Here is a 3,890-nt window from a genome sequence, read left to right on the forward strand (position 1 = left end):
GCACCGCCCCCCGAGATCCCCCTCACGGGCCGATCCCCTCCCCCGGAGGTACGACCCGGCGGGCGAAGCCGGCGACCCGGCCAGATCATCCTGGAAGAGACCGCAGACCAGATGCGCCAACGCCCCGATTTCTGGGACCTGTTCTGACAAGGCGCAAGCCCTCGCCCGCTGCGGGACGAGGGCTCGCCCACAACACGGGGGGACGGTCACTCGGCTTCTCAGTCTCTCTCGTCGCCGCCTGAACCCGGACACGCAGAAGCAGACCCTGATCCAGCCACCGGCCAGGGCCCCGCTCCCGCATGCCCAGCGTCCATCGTTAGTTTCCGGTCAGCATGGGGGATGGCCTGCTCGTACCAAGCCGATCAGTCAACGGACTCATCTCGGTCGGCTGGCAGGACGGCCCATCGTCGAACTCAATCCGCGTGGTCGGCCAGGTCTTGAGGGGCGCACTCGTTATAACATGAGATGCATGGGGTTGTTCGAGATCCAGGCCGAGGCGTAAGTCGTCGACTGGCTCGTGTCGCTCACGCCCGTTCAGCTGGCGCGGGTGGACGCCGTGTGCGGCTTGCTCGCGATGGAAGGCACCGGCCTCGGCATGCCCCTGTCCCGGCCTCTCGGCGACCACGTGTGGGAGCTGCGGATCAATCTCCACCCCAAGGACATCCGGATCACCTACTGGTTCCCCGGGCACGACCGGATCGTGCTGTTGACGGTGTTCCGCAAGACCCGCGACGCCGAGCACGCTCAGGTGAGACGGGCCAAACAAGCGCAGAAGATCTGCGAAGCCGAACACGACACCGACCAGATCATCAGCATCATCGAGACTCCGGAGGGGCGATGAGCAGCCAGCGGACCAGCCCGCACGTTCTTCTCGCGGATCATCCTGGCCTGGCCGCCAAGCGAGACACCGACGAGTACCGGCTCGCCCACGAGGAGGCGCACCTGGCGCTCGCCCTCGGCCGCGCCATCTATGCCCGGCGCACCGAGCTGGGCATGTCCCAGACCGAACTGGCCCGCCGCGCCGGGATGCGTCAGCCCGCCGTATCCCGCATCGAATCCGGCGGTGGAGGCGTTCCGACCCTGGCCGTTCTCAACCGGCTCGGACACGCCCTCGGCTTGCGATTCCGGGTCATCGTCGGGGAAGGCGACGCCGGCGCGGCGGAGACCGAACTACTCGCCACCGCATGAGGACCCGGCACCTGTTGCTCGGCCAGCACACCGGCCCGCTTGGCCGGGCAAGCGGGCCGGATGCGGCGCGTGCAGAGCCAGCCGCCTCGCTGCCAGCCTTGCGGGGGTCACGTACGTGCTGGTGTACGGAGAATAACCAGTCTCCACACTTTCAGGGGATTGGCACCTGCCCCGGATCGGGACGAGGGCTCGCGTACAACACTGGGGGGTGGTCAGGCCAGGTCGTGCTCCCCGCGCTTCACCCGGTCGGCGAACCTGCGCCAGTCGGCGACGTCGAACACCAGATGGGGAGCCTCGGGGGCCTTGGAATCACGCACACCGACCTTGGCAGTGAGCTGCGCGACCTCCACGCAGTCACTCTGGCCGGACGAACTTCCACTGTGGCTGGCCTTACGCCAGAGCTGCGCGACCTCCACACAGTCCTGCTTAGCGGGGTCGCTTCCGCTGTGGCTGGACTTACACCAGAGGTGTGCAACCTCCACGCAGTCGCTATGGGTGGACGTGCCGCTCCGGCTGGACTTGCGCCAAACGGGAGTCAACTGAACTCCTCCATCACTCGCTTGATCAGGTCGATCGAGGCGTCGACCGGCGACGCCCGGTCGCTGATGCGGTCGAATCGCAGGCGGAAGGACCGTACCTCGTCCGCGTCCATGACCAGTCTCCCACCGCCGCAGGCTTCGGTATAGGCGATATCGGCGTTTCCGACCGTCATGATCTTGAATGAGCCATCTCGCCCCATGTGTGCGCCTACGCTTCTCGGCACGACCCGAATGGTGATGTTCGGGTGCCTGGTCCACTCCAAGAGCACGGCAAGCTGGGCGCGCATGACGTCGCGGCCGCCGACCGGCTGGTCAAGTACGCCCTGGTCGAGGAAGACGCGCGTGATCGGGCCGGGCTTGCGGTTCAGCACCTCCTGACGTTTCATCCGATTTGCGATACCGGTCTCGATGTCCGGCGAATTGCCTGACTCGAACAGTGCTCGGGCGTAGTCCTCTGTTTGGAACAGGCCTGGGATGCAGGAGAGTTCCCAGATCCGCAATTCCCCGGCGCGCAACTCCATCTCGGCATGGGCCTTGAACCACTCGGTGTTGTGACCGGCGATGGCGAATCCCACCAGAAAGGTGAACAAACCGCCCGTGTCCCACTCCCGGTCGAGGATCTTCGCATGCTTGAGCTGGAGCTTCATCCCGCCGGATTCAAGGCGCGAAACACTCGACCTATCAAGATCGAGAAGTTGCCCCAACTTTGATCCGGACATTTTGCGCTCTTCGCGGTGTCTCCGCAGCTGAACCGCTATGAGGTCCCATAGCGAACCAGCTGGATCGAGCGAGTCTCGGGCACTCACCGCCAACTCCCCGTTGTTGTTTTTCCTGGACGAACGTAGCGAAGATAACTCGCCTTGTTCATTCTTGTCCTGGGAAAACGCAACGAAGCGGAGGCGATCATGAATGGGCGACACGATCTTGAGGATCAACACCTTGATCGTCTTCGCAGCGAATTCACGGGTCACCGGATCTGGCGGGCGGTGCGCTGGGACGGGCGGCTGGGCGACTGGGTGGCCAGCCTGCACGACCCGTCCGCCGGGATCGACCCGACCGTGATCTGCTCGGACGCCGCCGCGCTTCGCAAGGCACTGCGCGTTGAGGCCGAGCGGGCCGCCGCGCGCAAGGGACTCCGGTGACGGAACGGCCGCACCACGACGCGGGCCGGCCACCGGAGGGGACCGCGACCCCCGGCGCGGTCCCATGGGGGGAGGTGAGAGCGGCGCGTCCTGTGAGCGTCCCCCCGGGCGCACCGGCCGCGCCGCTCCACCGCTCGCCCCACCAGTCGGCCGACACCGTGCGGCCGTCCACCATCGCGAACATCGAGGAGCACTTCCCCGGCGTCCACTGCTGGTGGGGTCTCCACACACGCCGGTGGTGGGCCTACGTGCCGACCCCGCCGGTGGGCCGCCTGCTGGAAGCCGCCACCACGGATGCCCTCATCGCCCAGATCGCGGAGAGAGTGGAGGGACGGCCAAGAGTCGCTCTTCGACAGGGGCTCTGAGAGTTAGCGGAAGGTGTGCTCCATCTCGCCGATGCCTTCTACCCAGGTGCGCAGTGTCTCTCCGGATCGCAGGAAGCGCTGGGGGGTGCGGCCGAGGCCGACGCCGTCCGGGGTGCCGGTGAAGATGACGTCGCCGGGGTGCAGGGTGAGCACCTCCGACAGCTTCGCGATCGTGCGGGGGATCGAGAAGATCAGCTTGGACGTGCGGCCGTCCTGTACCGTCTCGCCGTCGATCGAGCAGCCGAGCCCGAGGTCGTCGCGGTTCGGGATTTCGTCGAGGGTGACGAGCCAGGGGCCGATCGGCGCGAAGCCCGGGTACGACTTGGCGAACCCGAACTGCGGGGCCTCGCCGGTGAACTGCAGGATCCGTTCCGAGAGGTCCTGGCCGACCGTGAGGCCGGCGACGTGGTCCCAGGCCCGGCCGGCGGAGACGCGGTGCGCCGGGCGGCCGATGACCGCGACGACCTCCACCTCCCAGTCGGTGTGGCCGCCGTCCGGCAGGCCGACCTCGCCGTACGGGCCGGTGATGGACGAGGCGAACTTCGTGAATACCGGCGGCAGGTCCTTCGGTGGCTCGAAGCCGGTCTCCGCCGCGTGGTCGGCGTAGTTCAGCCCGATCGCGACCCTGTCTCTTATACACTTCTGGCCCTTCCGCC

The 3,890-nt window shown here is 66.9% G+C and carries 7 protein-coding genes; 4 read left to right on the top strand and 3 right to left on the bottom strand.

Annotation, left to right across the window (positions count from 1 at the left end; all coding sequences use genetic code 11):
* Positions 1–517 precede the first annotated feature (517 nt).
* Positions 518–841 (top strand): type II toxin-antitoxin system RelE/ParE family toxin, encoded by a 324-nt coding sequence (locus ETD96_RS42320; protein WP_205719738.1) that lies wholly within the window; start codon positions 518–520, stop codon positions 839–841.
* Positions 838–1,188, top strand: coding sequence for a helix-turn-helix domain-containing protein (locus tag ETD96_RS42325; RefSeq protein ID WP_138642108.1), 351 nt, complete (start codon positions 838–840; stop codon positions 1,186–1,188). The genes ETD96_RS42320 and ETD96_RS42325 overlap by 4 nt, the downstream gene beginning before the upstream one ends.
* A 212-nt stretch (positions 1,189–1,400) precedes the next feature.
* On the opposite strand, the gene ETD96_RS47830 is transcribed toward ETD96_RS42325, so the two are convergent.
* Both ETD96_RS47830 and ETD96_RS42335 read right to left on the bottom strand, forming a co-directional pair.
* On the bottom strand, positions 1,401–1,727 hold the full coding sequence (locus tag ETD96_RS47830; protein ID WP_138642109.1) for a DUF397 domain-containing protein: 327 nt from the start codon (positions 1,725–1,727) through the stop codon (positions 1,401–1,403).
* A complete protein-coding gene (locus tag ETD96_RS42335) occupies positions 1,724–2,374 on the bottom strand; it encodes a DUF5753 domain-containing protein (RefSeq protein ID WP_138642110.1) in 651 nt (216 codons plus the stop codon). Before ETD96_RS42335 ends, ETD96_RS47830 begins: the two co-directional genes overlap by 4 nt.
* A 213-nt stretch (positions 2,375–2,587) precedes the next feature.
* Here ETD96_RS42335 and ETD96_RS42340 point away from each other — a divergent pair, with 213 nt between their 5' ends.
* Together ETD96_RS42340 and ETD96_RS42345 are read left to right on the top strand one after the other, a co-directional pair.
* A complete protein-coding gene (locus tag ETD96_RS42340; protein WP_138642111.1) occupies positions 2,588–2,869 on the top strand; it encodes a hypothetical protein in 282 nt (93 codons plus the stop codon).
* Between the two features lie 92 nt (positions 2,870–2,961).
* The gene (locus ETD96_RS42345; RefSeq protein ID WP_138642112.1) at positions 2,962–3,234 is read left to right on the top strand and encodes a hypothetical protein; all 273 of its coding nucleotides are present in this window, start codon (positions 2,962–2,964) and stop codon (positions 3,232–3,234) included.
* A gap of 3 nt (positions 3,235–3,237) precedes the next feature.
* On the opposite strand, the gene ETD96_RS42350 is transcribed toward ETD96_RS42345, so the two are convergent.
* A partial coding sequence (locus ETD96_RS42350) for a fumarylacetoacetate hydrolase family protein (protein WP_138642113.1) occupies positions 3,238–3,890 on the bottom strand: 653 nt, incomplete at its 5' end.

Source organism: Actinomadura geliboluensis, from assembly GCF_005889745.1.
Classification (GTDB): domain Bacteria; phylum Actinomycetota; class Actinomycetes; order Streptosporangiales; family Streptosporangiaceae; genus Spirillospora; species Spirillospora geliboluensis.

Coding starts and splice junctions, on each gene's coding strand:
- ETD96_RS42325 (WP_138642108.1), top strand. CDS start 838: ATGAGCAGCCAGCGGACCAGCCCGCACGTTCTTCTCGCGGATCATCCT.
- ETD96_RS42335 (WP_138642110.1), bottom strand. CDS start 2,374: ATGAAGCTCCAGCTCAAGCATGCGAAGATCCTCGACCGGGAGTGGGAC.